Here is a 15,253-nt window from a genome sequence, read left to right on the forward strand (position 1 = left end):
CCGCGTCCAGCTGTCGGCGCATTTCGGCCAGCACCGCAATCGTGCGGGAATCGGCGCCGCCGCGCCGCCGGGCCTGGCGGCTCCGCCCGCGTCGCATCCGCAACCGGCCTCGGCCCGGTGAGGTGCGGGCGCGCCCGTCGGTGGCCGGCGGGAGACGCCGCCCCAGGGCCTGCGGGCGTTTCCGCACTCCCGGACACCCGGCGACCCGCGGCCGGGCCGCCGGTGGTCGTGACGCCGAGCCGGAGACCTGAGCCCGCTGACCCTCTTAAGGAGGGGGCCGTTATCGGTACATTGCCGGGTTGTGACCCGGTTGGACCTAGTATCGGCCCGGACCGTAAGTTACCCTACCTCGCAACGAAGCCCCACAGAGAGGGTGCGAGATGGCTTTAGGTGAGAGCATGACGAGGCTGGCCGCCCGCAGACTTCTGGCCGCTGTCAGCGTGGGGGCGCTCGCGGTGACGCTGACCGCGGCATGCGGTGGCGGCGGCGACGCGGGTCCTTCCGGCGGCGCCAAGCAGCTGACGATCTGGAGTTCGTGGCTCAAGGGCCAGCCGGGGCAGAAGTTCCTGCAGGGCGTGGCCGACGACTTCGAGGCCAAGACCGGTATCAAGGTCACCATCGAGTGGAAGGGCAACGCGGCCGCCAAGGCGCTGCTGCCCGCGCTGAACGGCACCGAGGTGCCGACCGACATCATCGAGAGCACCGGCGGCGCGATCACCAACGCGCTCGCCCCGACCGGCGGGCTGCTCGACATCGGCGACGTCTACCAGATGAAGGTCCCCGGCACGGACCAGACGGTCCAGCAGGCCGTCGGAGACCAGGCGATGTCGCTGTCCACCCCCGTCGACGGCACCGGCGCCAAGGCCGGCGGCCCGGTGCAGATCCCCTACTGGGCGTCCTCGTCCAACGTGGTCTTCTACAACGGCAAGCGTTTCCCCGACCTGGTGGCCGCCCCGCCTCAGGACTGGGACCAGTTCATGGCGGTGCTCGACGCGCAGAAGGCCAAGGGGCGCAAGCCGCTGGCTCTGGACGGCAGCATCCAGAGCTACAGCGCGCTGTACTACACCAGCTTCCTGTCCTCGATCATGGGTGTGGACGCGCTGGCCAAGGCGAGCCTGGACAAGTCCGGGCGCACCTGGGGCGCCGATCCCGGATATCTGCAGGCCGCGCAGATGGTGGAGAAGCTGGCCAGGGGCGGGTACTTCATCGAGGGCTACAGCGCCTCGAAGTTCCCGGCCATGGAGAACAAGTGGGCCAACGACGAGGCCGATTTCAACGTCAACGGCACCTGGCTGCCGGGTGAGGTGGGCAGCGTGGCCGCCCCCGGCTTCGACTTCCGGGCCTTCCCGTTCCCCGCGGTGAAGGGCAAGAAGGCCCCGCCGCTGTCGGTGGCGGTCAACGGCCTCGGCATCCTGAAGAGGGCGAAGAACCCCGACGCCGCCAAGCAGTTCGCGGCGTTCCTGCTCCAGCGCAAGTACCAGGAGCAGGTCAGCTCGCAGCTGCAGGACATCCCGGTGATCAAGGGCGTGCCCGCGCCGGCGCCGATCCAGGCGGTGAAGGACGTCTTCGACCGCGGCGACATCAACACCTTCCGCTTCCCGACCGGGCTGGCCGACTACCTGACCAAGGTGTTCTACGAGCTCGACGACCAGCTCGTCTTCGGCAAGATCAGCGCCAAGGAGTTCGTCGACAAGATGGTCAGCCAGACCGCGGCGTACTGGCAGTCGAAGAACTGACCGCCCTCGTAGTGCGGGCCGGCCCCGTGACGGCCGGCCCGGGCTCCCCATGAAGAAAGGCGTCAGCGTGACCACCATGCCCGCAGTGGCTTCCCCCGTGCCGGAAACCGCGTCCCGCCGCAGACAGCGCCTGCGCATGTCGCCGCTGGAGCGGTCACGCCGCCGGCTGTTCGTCCCGTTCGTGTACCCGGCACTCCTCGTCTACGCCGCCGTCATGGTGGCGCCGACGGTGTTCACGCTGTGGATCAGCCTGAACCACTGGGCCGGTGCGGGCCCGATGCAGTGGGCGGGGCTGTCCAACTACACCCGGATGTTCAAGGACCCGGTCTTCCGCACCTCGTTCGTGAACACCTTCTGGATCGTGTTCGGCGTCGGCGTCGGCGTGTTCGCGATCGCGTTCCTGCTCACCATGCTCCTGCACGACATGGTCGGCAGGAAGCTGGCCCGGGCGGTGGTGTTCTTCCCGTCGCTGGTGCCGGGCATCGCCATCTCGATCCTGTGGGGCTTCCTGTTCAACTATCCCGACGGGCTGGTCGACACCCTGCTGGTGAAGCTGGGCGTCGATCATCCGCCGGCCTGGCTGGCCCAGGACAACGCGTTCAAGACGATCCTCGTCGGCATGATGTGGCTGACCACCGGCACCTACACCGTGATCTTCATGGCGGCGGTGGACCGGATCCCCCGCGAGCTGTACGAGGCGGCCGAGCTGGAGGGGGCGGGGCCGTTCGCCCGGTTCAGGCACGTCACGTTCCCGCTGATGCGCGACATCGTCAGCGTCTGCTCGGTGCTGTGGTGCGTCGGCGCGCTGAAGACCTTCGAGTTCCTGCTCACCTTCTCCGCGCAGGACGGCGCGCTGCCCTCGCCGAAGCTGTGGAACTTCGCGATGTACTCCTACGGCGAGGCCTTCAACCCCGACGGCGTGCCCGACTACGGCATCAGCTCGGCCTGCGGGGTCATCGTCCTCGTCCTCACCGGCGGGCTCGCCGTGCTGTCGCGGCGCATCCTGCGCAAGGACTCCGTCACCTACTAGCCGGCGAGGTTATCCGTGACCCACACCGTGACATCCCCCTCCGCAGGCCGCCGCCTCACCAGCCGGGGCTGGCTGCACTGGTCGCTGGTGCCGTTCGCCTGGCTCCTGGTGGCGGCCGACATCCTGGTCATCCTCTGGATGATCCTCTCGTCGCTGAAGTCCACCAGGGACATGGTGCTCACACCGTGGTCCTGGCCCAGCGAGTTCCTCTGGAGCAACTACCAGGACGCCTGGGTGGCCGGCGAGTTCGGCGCCGGCGTGCTCAACTCCCTCATCCTCATCGTCGGTTCGGGCGTGGGCTGCATCCTGCTCACCGCGCCGGCGGCCTACGCGCTGTCCCGGTTCCGGTCCCGGCTGGCCGGGGCGCACACCATCTTCTTCGTGATCGGGCTGGGCATCCCCGCCCAGACCATCTTCATCCCGCTGTACGTGGTGTTCGACCGGGCCGGGCTGGTCGACTCGATCGGCGGGCTGATGCTCATCTACATCGGCACCGGGGTGCCGTACGCGCTGTTCCTGCTCACCGCGTTCTTCCGGTCCCTGCCCGGCGAGCTGGAGGAGGCGGCCGCGATCGACGGCGCCGGGCCCTGGTACACCTTCTGGCGGATCATGTTCCCGCTGGCCAGGTCCGGCCTGATCACCATCTTCGTCCTGCAGGCCATCGGGCACTGGGGTGAGACATTCTTCGCCCTGGTCATGCTGCGGCACCGGACCACGCTGTCGCTGTCGCTGTACAACTTCGCGATCAACATGCAGTACAGCGGCAACCGCTACAACGTGCTGTTCGCCGGCCTGATCATCCTCATCCTGCCGCTGCTGATCCTTTACATCATCCTGGGCAGGCGGATCATCGAGGGCATCGCCGCCGGATACAGCAAATGAGCGGGGCACAGCAGGTGAGCGGCCCGGAATCCCCAGACGGTTCGCAATCCCCAGAGAGTGCGGTGCGGTTCGGTGTGATCGGCTGCGGCTCCTACGGCAGCGTGCACGCCGAACTGATCGCGTCCCTCGGCCCGAGGGCGCGGCTGGTCGCGGTGGCCGACGCGGTGCCCGAGCGGGCCGCCGCGCTCGCCGCCAGGCTCGGCTGCGCGGCGAGCCCGGACGCGGCGGCGCTGTGCGACCGGCCGGACGTCGACGCCGTGACCGTGAGCGTGCCGCACGGCCTGCACGCCGAGACCGTGGTCGCCGCGCTGGAGGCCGGCAAGCACGTCCTGGTGGAGAAGCCGCTGGAGATCGACCTGGCGGCCGCCGACCGGATCATCGCGGCCGAGCGACGGACCGGGCGGGTGGTCGGCGTGATGAGCCAGCGCCGTTTCGAGCCGGCCGCCCTGGCCGCCCGGGCCAGGGTGTCCGGCGGCGAGCTCGGCCGGCTGACCGGCGGCGCCGCGCACACGGTGGCCTGGCGCGGCCAGGACTACTACGACGCCACACCGTGGCGCGGCAGCGCCAAGGTCGAGGGCGGCGGCGCGCTGATCACGCTCGGCGTGCACGCGCTGGACCTGCTGATCTGGCTGCTCGGCCGGCCGGTCGAGGCGCAGGCGCAATCCGGCTGCCTGGCGCACGAGCGGATCGAGGTGGAGGACACGCTGGTCGGCAGCGTCAGGTTCGCCTCCGGTGCGATCGCCGGGGTGACCGCGACGACCGCGGCCTGCCCGGGCCTGCCGACCAGGGTCGCCGTCTACGGCGACCGCGGCAGCGTGGAGATCCCGGTCGATCCGGACGAGCGGGCCGCGGTCCGCGCGCAATACCGCGACTTCACCGCCGCGGTGACGGACGGCCGCCCGCCGCTGGTGGGCACGGCCGCGGGCCGCCGGGTGCTGGCCACCGTGCTGGCGCTGTACGAGTCGGCCCGCACCGGACGGACGGTGCCCGTGCCCGAGGAGGATCCATGGACCTGAGCCCGTACCGGGGCCGGGGCTTCCCGGGCGACATCGACCATGCGATCGCGACGACCCCCGTGGCCGGGATCGACCTCGACCAGGCCCGCGGCCAGCTGCGGCTGGCCCCGGAGACCGAGCCGCTGCTGTACGGCGCACCGCCGCCGGCGATCACGTACGTGCCCGGCGCGAGGCCGCGGCTGGAGCCCGTCGTGGCGGCGCTCCCGGCGGGCAGCCCGCGCGAGTTCGCGGTGGCCGCCAACCGCTGGGTCAACGCGCACGTCACACACCCGCACCACCTGCCCGAGCGCATCCCGCCCGACCGGGCGCTCGCGGAGGAGCAGATCATCGCGTCGGGCTCCGGCTGGTGCAACGAGCAGGCCCGGGTGCTGGTCGCGCTGGCCGGGCTGCGCGGCGTCCCGGGGCGGCTCTGCTTCGCCGTGCACGCCAACCTGCGCTGCGGGCACACCGCCGTGGAGCTGTTCCTGGACGGCGGGTGGGCGTTCTTCGACCCCACCTTCGGCGTGTTCGCCGAGTCGCCGGACGGCCGGCTCGCCGAGGCCCGCGAGCTCGCCGGAGCCGCCCGCGAGTCCGCCGACCTGGCCTACCGGGAGCCGCTGGCCCGCTACTACGCCCGCTGCAGGCCACACGTCGAGGACCAGCCGGGCTGGCGCACCGCGGATCGTCCCGCCGTGGACGCCGGCAGCCGGCTCTACACCCACCTCGGGTTCACCGACTACCTGATCGACGGCGTACGCGCCGCCTGATCAGGCACCCCCCATCCACCTTTCCGACTGGAGTGACGAATGGCAGAAGACGGCAGCATGCGCCGGCGGAGCTTCCTGAGCTTGTCAGCGGCCACGGCGGGTGCCACCGCCCTCGGCGTCACCGTCCCGCAGGCCGCTGCGGCGGCCACCACGACGGGCCGCCGGCCGTACCAGCGGCCGAAGGACGCGATCGTCGCGTCCCGCTGCGGCGGCTGGAACCCCACCGACACCACGACCACCCTGCAGAGCGCGATCAACAAGGCCCTGGACCAGACGCACCGGAAGAGCACCACGTTGTTCGTCGACCGGCAGGACGGCGACTGGGTGACCGGTCCGCTCGTGATCGGCTTCGACCCGGCCCACCCCAAGGGCCCCCATCCGCTGACGATCGTGTTCGAGCCGGGCACCGTGGTCCGGGCCAAGCCCGGCGCGTTCGACGGCACCCCGCTCATCTTCGACACCGTGGACGTCTGCCTCATCACCATCGCCGGACCGGCGACCGGGGAGCTGGTCTCCGACATCACCATCGTCGGCGACGGCGCGACGCTCGCGATGAACAAGACCGAGTACAACGCGGGGGAGTGGCGCCACGCGCTGAGCATCCTGAGCTGCGACAAGATCACTGTTCAGGGTCTGACCTTGCGCGACTCCGGGGGCGACGGCATCTACCTGGGCGTGCGGTACGACCGGCCGCGGCGCGCTTCCATCGGCCAGACGTACTGCAGCGACATCACGCTGCGCAACGTGCGCTGCGACAACCACCGGCGCAACGGCATGACCGTCATCTCGGTGGACGGGCTGCGGGTCGAGTCGTGCGCGTTCACCAACACGTTCGGCACGCCGCCGATGGCCGGCATCTGTTTCGAGCCGGACCCGGCGCGGACCACTTCCAAGCCGTTCGAGCTGCTTCCGCACAGCAGGCTGAAGAACATCGTCATCAAGGACACGGCGATCCGCGACAACGTGGGCCAGGCGGTGACCATCAACGCGCTGTGCCTGGCGGGCGCCCCGCCCGAGTGCGGGCCCATCGGCATCAGCTTCGACAACGTGCTGTTCGGCGCGACCACCGCCCCCGACCTGGGCACCTTCATCTGCTCGGTGTGGGGCGACAACGGCGACCCGACCCCGCGGGAGAACGGCGGCATCGGCACGGGTCCGATGATGCCGGGCGAGGTCTCGGTGACGGACTCGCTGATCGACTCCCGGCTGTTCGCGGCCGCGATCCGCACCCAGGCGATGCCCGCGGGAACCGACTTCCACCTGACCTTCACCCGCACCGCCATCTGGAACGACGCCTACTCCCGCGCCGGCAAGTACCAGCCGATCGCGCTGGTGGCGGTCGCCGGGCCGGACGTGGCGAAGAAGTACGGCGGCGTGACCTGGACCGACTGCGTGATCAACACCAACCAGCGCAACCCGCTGATCGCCGGCTACCCGTACGCGGGCGACAGCCAGTCGGCGTGCACCGGGCTGGCCGGGAACATCACCGCCTACCTGCCCGCCCCGACGGGGTCGCCGACGCTGAACGTCCCGCAGGCCGGCAACACCCTGACGATCGAGCAGTTCCAGGCGCCGAACGTGAAGGACTCTCCCACCCCGATGCCGCAGGTGTCGGTGAGCGCGTCGGCGGACACCGTACGGCACGGCGACGCGGTGACGTTCACCTTCACCCGCAGCGGCGGCGACACGAGCAGGACCATGGCGGTCGCGTACTCGACGACGGGAACGGCCGAGGAGCGCTACGACTACGACGGCCTGTCCGGCGTGGCGATCTTCAAGCCCGGGGAGTCCACCGCCACGGTCACGATGAAGACCCGCAGGCCGGACCTCGCCAACGACACGCGCACGGTGATCCTGGAGATCCTGCACAGCGACGCGTACAAGTTCGACGCCGGGACCCGGACCGCCACCGTGGCGGTGCGCTGACCGTGCCCGCCCCGGCCCCAGGGGCTTCGGCCCCTGGGGCTCCGGGATCACTGGGCTCCGGGATCACTGGGGCGCCGGCCCCTGGGGCGCTGGGGCCATTGGGGCGCTGGGGTCACTGGGGCCGATGGGGTCCCCGGTCACCGCGCCGCTCAGCGCGCGGCGGCGAGGACGCGGCGCATCGTGCCGCCCAGCACCGCGCGGCGGTCGGCCTCGGCGAGCCGGGCGAACAGCACCCGCCCGAGCGACATCCGCAGGTCGATGAAGGGCATGTCGGACCCGAACACGACCTGGCCGGAGCCGACCTCGCCGACCATCCGGCTGATCTCGTCGCCGTGCATGAACGAGCCGCACAGCTCCAGGATCACGTTCGGGTGGCGGCGGGCCACCTCGATCGCGTCGTCGAAGCCGGACCGGAACAGGCCGGAGTGCCCGGCCAGGATGGTCACCTCGGGGTATCGCTCGGCCACCTCGCCCACCATCGCCGGATCGTCGTACGGCAGGCCGGAGGTGGTGTGGGTGAGCACCGGGCACCGGGTCTGCGTGGCGTACTCCCAGACCGGGCGGTAGCGGGGGCCGGTCAGCCGGTACTCGTGCAGGCTCGGATGGAGCTTGATCCCGGCGAACCGCGGGTCGCCCGCCCACCGCGACAGCTCGGCCACCGGGTCCTGCCAGGGGTTGACCACCATGTATCCGGCCAGCCGGCCGGGATGCGCGGCCACGGCCGCCGCGGTGGCGTCGTTGCCGGCCGCGGCGTCGCACTGGATGGCCAGATGGCTGGACAGCAGGGTGAGGGCCACGCCGCACCGGTCCATCACCTCGACCAGCTTCGCCGCGCCGTGGTCGGGGATGAAGAACAGGCTGTACGGGCCGAGGTGCGCGTGCGCGTCCACCGCCTCGGCCGGAGGTGTCCGCCGGTTCAGTACGTTCTCGGGGTTCATGCCAGCCCGTCCAGGTCGGTCAGGGTCGCCAGGGTGCCCGCGCCGATCGCGGCCACCGCCTCGTCGCTCAGCTCGGACCACAGCAGCCGGGTCACCGACTCGGCCGGGTCCCGCTCCGGCATGCCGGTGCCGAACACCAGCCGGCCCGGCCCGAACCGCTCGGCCAGCCACTCCAGCCCACGGTGCGAGGACAGGTCGGCGGTGCCCAGATAGACGTTTCCGGTCCGGTCGAGCACCCCGGCGATCCTGCGGAGCACCCGGTATCCGGCTCGCCCCACGACCACCGGAAGCGAGGGATGGCGCCGGGCCAGCGTCTCCACCTCCGTCCAGCCGGCCTGAGCCGCGTCCAGGAGGACGGGCAGCCCGGCGTCGGCCAGCGCGGCGAACATCGGCGCGGCGTCCGGCCCGGCCAGCTCGTACCCGTGGTCCGCCGGGTAGGCCCGCACCGCCCGCACGCCGTGCTCGCGGGCGGCGCGGACGAACCCCGCGGGGCTGCCGGTCTCGCCGGTGCCGTCCGGCAGCAGCACCCAGCAGGCGGCCAGCCGGGGCTGATCGGCCACCAGCCGGCTGACCAGCGCGTTGCCGGTGGCCGGGTCGTGCAGCCGCGACCAGGAGTGGCCGACGATCGCGGCGGCGACGCCGACCCGGTCCATCCGTTCCAGCAGGGCGGCCACCGTGCCGTCGCCGACGTCGATCCGTGGCTGCCGGCCGAGCATGGCGTCCGCGTCGACGAGCAGGGGTGGCGGCACAGGAGACTCCTTACCAGGTGATGGAACTCGGTGATGGAACTAGGTGATGGAAACCGACGCGGAGCGCGCGCCCGCGTCGACGACGTACGCGTCGCTCAGGCCGATCAGCAGGGTAGCCACCCTGGCGCCGGTGCCGCTGTCGGGCCGGCGGGTGTTCAGGGTGACCTTGGCGGTGGTCTTTCCGGGCTCGAAGACCACGACGCCGGACAGGCCGTCGTAGTCGTAGCGCTGGGTGGCGGTGCCGGTCATCGAGTAGACCACCGCCATGGTTCTGCTGATGTCCGTGCTGGAGCGGGTGAAGGTCAGGTCGACGCTGCCGCCGTGCGCCACCGTGGCACTCGCGGGCGCGACCGAGACCGTGGTCTTCGGCGTCGGGCTCTGGTCCGCGTTGGGATCGGTCAGCTCGTTGACCGTCAGGGTGACGTTCGCGCCCGCGCCCAGCGACTTGGCGGTGGCGTTGTTGGGCGCGGTGACGTACGCGGTGATGTCCCCGGTCAGGTTGGTGCAGGTGGTCCCGGACACCGGCGGCGCGACGAGGAGCGGGTTGGCCTGGTTGCTGTGGATCACGCAGGCCGTCCAGTCGATGTTGCCGAACTGCGTGGCGGTGCCGGCCGAGGGATTGTTGGCCAGCAGGGTGATCGGGGCCCACTTGCTGACGGCGTTGCCCAGCACCACGGTGTTGGCCCGCGCAGCCTTGAGGTTCCACAGCACGGTGCGGGTGAAGCCGAGGTGGATGCCGCTCGCGGCGGTCATGCCCTCGGTGAGCAGGCCGGTGCAGAACACCCGGGCGTCGAGCAGCGAGTCCTCGACGGTCACGGTGCCGGTGATGGGAGGACCGGCGGCGTTGCCGCCGCCGTTGTCGCCCGAGCTCGCCACCACGAGCGTGGCGATCTGCGAGGTGGTCGGCCCGAGCCGGCAGTTCTTCAGGGTGACGCCCAGCGGGGCGCAGTCGGCGGGGGCGCCGGCCAGGCAGGTGGCGTTGACGTTGACGCCGTACCCGGCGTTGTCCAGGAAGCTGCAGTCGGTGACCGTGATGTTCTTCAGCCGTCCGTAGGGCCGGAACGACTTGGGCGGGTCGGGCTCGAAGTCGATGCCGGCCATGGGCGGTGCGCCGGTCGAGCCGGAGAAGGCGCAGCCGGTCACCGTCAGCCCGTCCACCGTCGCCACGCTCATGCCGTTGCGGCGGTTGTCGTCGCAGTGCACGTTGACGACGTGGATGTCGGAGCAGTACGGCTTTGCGTACCCCACGGCGTTGAGCTGCTGGCCCAGATAGATGCCGTCCCCGCCGGCGCCGCGCAGGGTCAGCCCTTCGATGACGATGTTCTTGCAGCTGAGGAGGTTGATGAGGTGCCGCCACTCGCCCGCGTTGAACTCCTCGCGGTTCATCGTGAGGGTGGCGCCGTAGCCGAGCAGCGTGACGTCGGAGACGCCCTTGCCGTTGTCGGGCCCGCTGTTCGGGCCCATCATGCTCAGCAGGCAGGCGTCGTTGCCCGAGCCGTCGAAGGCCCCGGCCTTGCCGCGCACCGTCACGCCCGGAGCGAAGACGATGGTCAGCGGGGCGGCGCCCTTCAGGTACGGCGCGGCGGCGCCGATGCTGAGCGGCCCGGTGACCCAGTCGCCGTCCTGCCGGTCGATCACGAGGGTGACGCGCGTGCTCTGGCTGTTGGTGGCGGCCAGCGCCGCCTGTAACGCGGCCTTCAGATAGGCGGTCGAGTCGGCGGGGTCGAACCCGAAGCTGGAGGCGATGATCGCGCCGGTCGGCGGGGTGTAGGGCGGGAAGCCGCCAGGACCGGGCGGCGGCGGGTCGGCGGCGGCGGGGCGCGCGCCAAGGCCGGCGGTGGCCGTGACCGCCGCGGCGGCCGTGGACAGGTACAGGAAGCCGCGTCGCTTCAGCCGCGACGGCGGGGTGCCGGGGTTCGAGCTGGACATCCTGAGGACTCCCTTCCTCATGGCGGACAGCGGTGGTGTGCCCCCGTCGGCCGGCACGGGCCGGCCCGAATGCCCCCGTGGATGTGGGTCGCGGTGTTGCAACGATTGTGAAGTTCTGGCGATCACGATAACGGCCCAGACCTAAATTAGGAAGAGCCGATGACTGACGAGAGGGAAGACGCGATGCCCGACCTGCTCCCGTTACTCGACCGGGTGACCCTCACCGGCACGGCCACCCCGGCGGCCGGCCTGCTGACCGCCTCGCTGCCGTGGCCGCGGGCCGCGGTGGCGCCCCTCGCCCTGGGCGGCAGGCCGACCGGGGCGCAGCCGCTCGGCCGCTGGCCCGGCACCGGCTTCCCGCGCCGGCTGCTGCTGGCCGCCGACGCCGGGCCGGACGGCGCGCCGGACCGGCTGCACCTGACGCGCGCAGCCGTCGGGTACGGGGATCCGCCCCGGCCGCAGGCCGTCGCGGAGGTCTTCGCGCGCAGCGACGAGCCCGGTTACCTGTGGGAGCGCAGCCTGCTGCGCCTGCGGCTCGGGAACCGGTCGGTGGCGCTGGCCATGGGCCTGCGCACCGGGGGAGAGGTGCACTGGTGGGAGGGCTGCCGCCTGGTGGTCCACGCCGAGTCCGCGGAAGAGCTGGTCGTCGAGATGGGCGGGGCGGTGCCGCACCACGTGGTGTCCGCGGCCGCGCACGCCGGCCTGGGCACGTACGGCAACCCCTACCTGCATCGGCACAACTGGCTGACCGCGAGCCTGTTCGTGCGGGCGCACCGCAACGGGGTGTGCGAGGTGGTGGCGCGGCACGTCAACGGCCGGTTCGTCGACGACGGGCGGGAACTCGCGGACGTGGTGCCGGTGCTGGGCGTCCGGGCCGAGGGAGACACGACGGCGCCGGCCGGGCCGTGGGACGGCGGGACGGACCTGGTCAGGCTGGGCGGGGTCGAGTTCGACATGACGGAGGTGGCCCGGCTGTCCACCCCGGACAGGCCGGGCGAGCTGTCGGAGGCGGACGGCTGGCTCGTGCTGGCGCCCTACGCCGGTGTGGAGATCCTGGGCGGGCTCCACCCGCAGGAGGTCACCGGGCAGCCGTACCTGTTCCGGGCGCGGGAGCGGGCCTTCCCGCGCGGCATGGCGCGCAGCCTGAGGTTCTCGCTCAGCCTCTCCGACCGGCCGGCCACCGTGGTGCGCTACCTGGCCCCGGACTGGTGGTATGGCCTGTGCGAGGAGTTGTCCGGGGCGCCGGTGCTGCCGGTCGCGCCCGGCCGGGCCGCCCGGATGGCCGCGGACTGGCTGGCCGGGCACGTCGTGTCCGGCGGATTCGAGGACGGCACGGTGCCCCGCAACGACAAGCAGGGCTTCGACGACAGCGACGGGCGGCGCCGGTACGAGCCCGGCTGGGAGGGCGAGGTGCCGTACGCCGCCTTCCTGGCGGCCTGGCGCACCGGCGACAGCGCGGCGCACGCGCGGGCCCTGCGGATCGGGTACGCGGTCACCGACATCGCCGTCGACCACGCCGCCCACCTGACGCGCATGCACGGGCATCCGCCCAACGCGCTGTCGCTGCCGATGACCAGGGTGCTCGGCACCGTCGCGAGCTACCTGGAGACGGGGGACCCGTTCCTGCTGCGCACCGCCCGGGCCGCGGTGGACGCCGCACACGCCGTCCACCTGTCCGCCTGGCCCCGGCTCACGGTCGGCAGGGACGCCTGCTACCTGCGCGGCGCCGCCATGCTCTACCGCTACCTCGGCGACGACCACTACCGCGCGCTGTGCCTGGAGGGCGCGCACACCGTGGTGGCGAGCCAGCGGCCCAACGGCAGCTTCGGCGACCAGGGCGGCGGCGTCGGGCTGCACGGCTGGAACGCCTACATCACCAAACCGTGGATGGGCCTGCTCGCGCTCGGCGGGGTCCTCGACTACCTGGAGCTGTGCCCGGGAACGGAGCCGCTGCACGCGGCGGTGCTGCGGTTCGGCGACTGGCTGCTGGCCGAACGGCAGCGGCACGGCGACCGGGAGGGCTGGGCCTACCAGCACGACTACGACGGCGAGCGGGAGCACAGGGACGTGGTGACCGGGCGGACCGTGCGCCTGCCGACCGGGCTGCCGCTGTGGCACCACGACACGCTGGCCCGGCTGCTCGGCTACTGCACGATGACCACCGGGAACCCCGAGTACGTGGAGTCGTGGCTGCGCAGCCACACCGGGTTCTGGGACGCGGCGGAGGCCGGCGACTGGCCGACCTACACCACCGACCACGTGGTGGCCGCGACGCTGCAGTTCGTGCCGTGGCTGTACGACAGGCTGTGGAACGTGCGCTGGGACGGCGCCGGGACGGTCCCGGCGCCGGTGGCGGGCGGCGCCGGGACGCTGGCCGCCACCACGGTGTCCACGCCGTACGGTGTGCGTCCGCTCTCTCCCTGAAGCGGCGTCTAGAGCACGTGGTCCAGGACGATCAGCTCACCGGGGGTGACCAGGTAGACGCTGTCGTCCTGGACCACCACCCGGTAGACGCCCGGCTCCGTGTGCAGCACCCGGAGCCGGCGCGGCCCGGCCAGGTCCCACAGCTCCACCCGGTCCTCCGTACGCACCACGTATCGGCCGGGGCGGTCCGTGGGCAGCAGGCCCTCCGGCGTGATCCCGCCCGGCATCGTCAGGAAGCGCTCCGGGGTCGCCAGTGCGTCCGGGTCCGCGCGGAACCACCGGTACCCGCCCGGCAGCCCGCCGATCCCGCACAGCCATCCGGTGTCGTCCAGCCTGCCGTGCACGGTCACGTGGTCGGCGCCGGGCGGCATCGGGACCGATTCCCGGACCTCCAGGCTCGCCGCGTCCAGCAGGGCCAGCCGGCAGGTGGCCGCCGCCGGGTCGCGCGAGGACATGTCCGCGTGCCGGGCGGTGCCCGCCAGGATCGTCGCGGTGCCCGGCACGTGGTGCATGCTCTGCACGGACTGTTCCGGCAGCGGGTCGTCGAGGTGGCCCGCCCGCCCGGTGGCCGGGTCGTACCAGGCCAGGACGCAGCCCAGCCGGCCGTACTGATGGGTGGAGGAGTAGATCAGCGTGGAGCCGTACCGCGTGCTCGCGACCGGGCGCATGGCGCCCGGCGGGGCGGCCACCACCCGGGGGTTGTCCGGGAACCGGCCCGGCCGGTCGGGGGCGTACTCCGTCAGCTCGCCCCCCGCGTACGCCGCGAGGTAGACCTTCCCGCCGACGTGCCAGGTCCTGGTCACCTGGCCGCCGCCCGGCGCCGCCCGTCCCCGGTCCTCGCCGCGCCCGCTGAGCAGGTCGACCGTCCAGAACCGCTGGCTGATGAACGGCGTGCCGAGCACGGTCCTCTCGTCGAGCCGGACCAGGCAGTCCACCGTGCACACGGCGTCGGTGTCCGGCGTGGTGCGCAGCTCGGGTCTGCCGGTGGCGGCGTCGAACCGGTGGAACTCGCCGTACCGGGTGACCGCCACGAGGTGCCTGCCGTCGGCGGTCAGGGCGAGCGTGAAGTGGTCGGCGTCCGGCACCCGGCACAGCGTGCGCGTGGCGCCGGTGCCCTGGTCCCAGCACACCACCTCGGCGTGGTCCGCGCCGGTGCGGGCGCCGTAGACCAGCCGGCCGTGCCCGGTGAACCAGCGCACCCCCTCCGTGCCGGGGGGCGATCCGACCTCCAGAGCCGCCCGGCCGCGCTCGCTCAGCAGCCGCCAGCGGTCGGCCGCCCCCTCCGGCGCGGGCTCGCCCGGGTGCAGCCGCTCGCCGGCCGGGTCCCAGCGCAGCAGCTCGGTCTCCGGGGTCTCCACCGCCAGCCGCACTCCGCCGCCGTCCGGGAAGCTCGCCCGCAGGTAGTGCTGCGGGGTGACGCCGCGGTGCACGCGGACGGTACGGCAGGCACGGGTGTCGAAGCTGACCGCGTCGGTGGTGCTTCCGGTGAACGCGACCACGAGCAGCTTCCCGGTCCCGGGATCCAGGGCCATGCCCTGGAACACCAGGCCGGGGTCGGCGCCGGTGGGGAACGCCTCCCACCGGCCGCTGGACAGCGTGAGCCGGACGATGCGCGACAGGTCGCCGCACAGCCACAGCGTGTCCGGGTCCGTGGCGACCGCGCTGTAGAAACCCGCGTGCGGCGGCGGGAACCGGTAGATCCGGGCGGAGCCGTCGGCCCGGACCAGCACACCGGTGCTGCCCGAGGTGGCGTTCCACGAAGATGTCCAGAATCGGTCGGGGCCGATACGTAGCAGCGGGGTGTTGACGAAAGGGACCCTGGTCTTCGGCACGGGTACCCGCAGCGGGGTCATCGTGAGTGCTCGCCTTTCTGGGCA

Annotated in this window: 11 protein-coding genes; 7 read left to right on the forward strand and 4 right to left on the reverse strand. The window is 72.3% G+C overall.

Translation table 11 applies throughout. The features are described 5' to 3' along the window. Positions 1–398 precede the first annotated feature (398 nt). From ABZ857_RS24870 to ABZ857_RS24895, 6 genes are all read left to right on the forward strand, one after another. The gene (locus ABZ857_RS24870; RefSeq protein ID WP_357046661.1) at positions 399–1,736 is read left to right on the forward strand and encodes an ABC transporter substrate-binding protein; all 1,338 of its coding nucleotides are present in this window, start codon (positions 399–401) and stop codon (positions 1,734–1,736) included. A 76-nt stretch (positions 1,737–1,812) separates the two neighbouring features. Continuing rightward, complete coding sequence (locus ABZ857_RS24875) at positions 1,813–2,766, forward strand: sugar ABC transporter permease (protein ID WP_357046663.1); 954 nt, start codon at positions 1,813–1,815, stop codon at positions 2,764–2,766. A gap of 15 nt (positions 2,767–2,781) precedes the next feature. Beyond that, positions 2,782–3,648: a carbohydrate ABC transporter permease gene (locus tag ABZ857_RS24880; RefSeq protein WP_357046665.1), complete on the forward strand. Its 867-nt coding sequence runs from the start codon at positions 2,782–2,784 to the stop codon at positions 3,646–3,648. 62 nt (positions 3,649–3,710) lie between these two features. Continuing rightward, positions 3,711–4,664 (forward strand): Gfo/Idh/MocA family oxidoreductase, encoded by a 954-nt coding sequence (locus tag ABZ857_RS24885; protein ID WP_357046667.1) that lies wholly within the window; start codon positions 3,711–3,713, stop codon positions 4,662–4,664. Then, positions 4,655–5,410 (forward strand): transglutaminase family protein, encoded by a 756-nt coding sequence (locus tag ABZ857_RS24890; RefSeq protein WP_357046669.1) that lies wholly within the window; start codon positions 4,655–4,657, stop codon positions 5,408–5,410. The genes ABZ857_RS24885 and ABZ857_RS24890 overlap by 10 nt, the downstream gene beginning before the upstream one ends. A gap of 81 nt (positions 5,411–5,491) precedes the next feature. Then, complete coding sequence (locus tag ABZ857_RS24895) at positions 5,492–7,336, forward strand: hypothetical protein (protein WP_357046671.1); 1,845 nt, start codon at positions 5,492–5,494, stop codon at positions 7,334–7,336. Between the two features lie 149 nt (positions 7,337–7,485). Here the strand turns inward: ABZ857_RS24895 and ABZ857_RS24900 are convergent, their stop codons facing one another. The 3 genes from ABZ857_RS24900 to ABZ857_RS24910 are packed head-to-tail and all read right to left on the reverse strand — an operon-like array spanning position 7,486 to position 10,952. Beyond that, positions 7,486–8,274, reverse strand: coding sequence for an amidohydrolase family protein (locus ABZ857_RS24900; protein ID WP_357046673.1), 789 nt, complete (start codon positions 8,272–8,274; stop codon positions 7,486–7,488). Next, on the reverse strand, positions 8,271–9,023 hold the full coding sequence (locus ABZ857_RS24905) for an amidohydrolase family protein (protein ID WP_357046675.1): 753 nt from the start codon (positions 9,021–9,023) through the stop codon (positions 8,271–8,273). The genes ABZ857_RS24900 and ABZ857_RS24905 overlap by 4 nt, the downstream gene beginning before the upstream one ends. Before the next feature lie 39 nt (positions 9,024–9,062). Then, a complete protein-coding gene (locus ABZ857_RS24910) occupies positions 9,063–10,952 on the reverse strand; it encodes a right-handed parallel beta-helix repeat-containing protein (RefSeq protein ID WP_357046676.1) in 1,890 nt (629 codons plus the stop codon). 159 nt (positions 10,953–11,111) lie between these two features. On the opposite strand from ABZ857_RS24910, the gene ABZ857_RS24915 reads away from it, so the two are divergent. Continuing rightward, positions 11,112–13,376, forward strand: coding sequence for a hypothetical protein (locus ABZ857_RS24915; protein WP_357046678.1), 2,265 nt, complete (start codon positions 11,112–11,114; stop codon positions 13,374–13,376). A gap of 8 nt (positions 13,377–13,384) precedes the next feature. On the opposite strand, the gene ABZ857_RS24920 is transcribed toward ABZ857_RS24915, so the two are convergent. Further along, the gene (locus tag ABZ857_RS24920; RefSeq protein WP_357046680.1) at positions 13,385–15,229 is read right to left on the reverse strand and encodes a PQQ-binding-like beta-propeller repeat protein; all 1,845 of its coding nucleotides are present in this window, start codon (positions 15,227–15,229) and stop codon (positions 13,385–13,387) included. Positions 15,230–15,253: the final 24 nt, after the last annotated feature.

Origin of the sequence: Microbispora sp. NPDC046933 (assembly GCF_040644635.1) — a bacterium.
In the GTDB taxonomy this organism is placed as follows: Bacteria; Actinomycetota; Actinomycetes; order Streptosporangiales; family Streptosporangiaceae; genus Microbispora.